Annotated in this window: 2 protein-coding genes and 2 pseudogenes; all 4 read left to right on the top strand. The window is 49.1% G+C overall.

The window, feature by feature from the left end; genetic code table 11:
- The first annotated feature begins 388 nt into the window (after positions 1–388).
- Positions 389–655, top strand: coding sequence for a helix-turn-helix transcriptional regulator (locus MES37_RS24260; RefSeq protein WP_237932811.1), 267 nt, complete (start codon positions 389–391; stop codon positions 653–655).
- Positions 652–1,212: a host cell division inhibitor Icd-like protein gene (locus MES37_RS24255; protein WP_443107985.1), complete on the top strand. Its 561-nt coding sequence runs from the start codon at positions 652–654 to the stop codon at positions 1,210–1,212. Before MES37_RS24260 ends, MES37_RS24255 begins: the two co-directional genes overlap by 4 nt.
- Positions 1,205–1,503 (top strand): annotated as a pseudogene (locus MES37_RS24250) (Derepression protein). The gene MES37_RS24255 and the pseudogene MES37_RS24250 overlap by 8 nt, the downstream one beginning before the upstream one ends.
- 3 nt (positions 1,504–1,506) lie before the next feature.
- Positions 1,507–1,699, top strand: a pseudogene (locus MES37_RS24245) (hypothetical protein); the annotation flags it as partial.

Raw genomic sequence — 1,699 nt, 5'->3', positions numbered from 1 at the left:
CTATTAACTATTCACTCTGTTCACCTTTAAAAAAAAGATAAGTAATACAGTATATTAGAGGGTGAACAATCGAGACCTGACTGTTCACCGTCTGTTCACCACTGTTCACCCTGATTATTTTCGACAGCGAGATGGCTTTGATATTCATTAGATTTATTTGAAATAAATTAATGGACTTATATAACTATAAGGAATCATTGATTTGCCATTTTGTTCCACCGTATTGCCTACGACTGCCAGTGTTTATCAGTTTTTTTCTTTGAAATAAGTCAATGATTTTTTTCATAAAATCATATGTTGATCTCAGAGAAAATATTCACAAAATAGAGAGCTACCCGAAGCCGGACGGACACGACCGGATCTCTATGGACTGTTATAAGGTAGCTTTATGTACACCGCTTTTTCCGCACCATCTTCCCCGCCAGCCGCGCATCTCATGCCGGTTTCAGCTCCGACACCCGAGCGATTTTTACGACTCCCGGAAGTGATCCACCAATGTGGCTTGTCCCGCTCCACCCTCTACGATTTGATCGCCCGTAACGCGTTCCCGGCGCAGGTTTCCCTCGGCGGGAAAAATGTCGCCTGGCTTCAGTCAGAAGTCAGTGTGTGGATGGCTGAACGTATCGCCGAACGTAACCAGGGGAGCAACGCGTGAACCAGCCCCGTTTTCAAAAAGCCCCTTTCCCTGGCTTGCATCCCTTCCAGGTTTGCGGTTATAGTTTTTCCGCTGTCGCAAAATCGGCAGCCGGAATTGGCGTTCCGAATAACTTCAAGGCGACACGACACGCGCCATGCGTGTTTTTTTATGTCGTTGCTCAGGCATACCCATTTTCGGGGCTGTGGTGTTCATCCGTACACCAGGGCTCTATTCTGATAATGGTAGTCCGGGCGGGGCAGCCTTCGGGCTGGCCGGTTTCCTTGAAGGCCGGTTACGCCAACCCTGTTCGGGCTACCACCAGTGAAATTGGCGTTTCCGGTGGTAGTTTTTCAAACTACTTCAAGGAGGTTGCCCTTATGGCTTCGATCCTCGCCCCGACTCACCCACAATTCGTCTTTGTTTTTGCCGCCATTCGTCGTAACGAACGTACCAGCCGCGTCTCCATGCTTCGCACTGTCGCCGGTGACGAGCACACAGCCCGTCTTTCCCTTGTCCGTGATTACATTCTTTCCTTTGCCGCCCGTCTGCCTGTTGCGGAGGTGGCGCATGCTTAACGCAACCCCTGATAAAAAAGTCTCAGCCCGTCGTGGTAACGAAAAACCAGCCATTGCTCACCTGAGCATCGAGGCGTACCACAAACTCAACCGCGCCAGTGCGGTATCGCAGTTTGTCGGCGGTGATTTACAGCAGCGGGAAATGAACGGCTTACACCAGCTCTATATTCCGCAGAAATTCAGCTATATCCATGACGATATTAGTTATGTGCTCGAAGAGCTGAAAAAAAAGGATTGTGTCAGGAATTTCTGTCGCAGTGTGGTCTGTCTGAATTAAACAGCGGAGAATAAACCATGTTTGATTTTCCTCAGCCGGGTGAAAAATACCGCACTGATATTTATGCCGCTGTTGTGGTGGTCGGCATTCTGGCCGATGGCATTCCGTGGGATGTGCCTTACCGCTGCCCGGATATGGTCTGGAACCCGTTCCGCAAACCCTACACCATCCTTATTCGTATTGAGTCAGATGGGCAGATTATCGAGATAC

Origin of the sequence: Buttiauxella sp. S19-1 (assembly GCF_022134725.1) — a bacterium.
GTDB classification, from domain to species: Bacteria; Pseudomonadota; Gammaproteobacteria; order Enterobacterales; family Enterobacteriaceae; genus Buttiauxella; species Buttiauxella ferragutiae.
Note: the sequence above shows the minus strand (reverse complement) of the source record. Positions and strands in the feature narration are given on the sequence as shown.

Coding starts and splice junctions, on each gene's coding strand:
- MES37_RS24260 (WP_237932811.1), top strand. CDS start 389: ATGTACACCGCTTTTTCCGCACCATCTTCCCCGCCAGCCGCGCATCTC.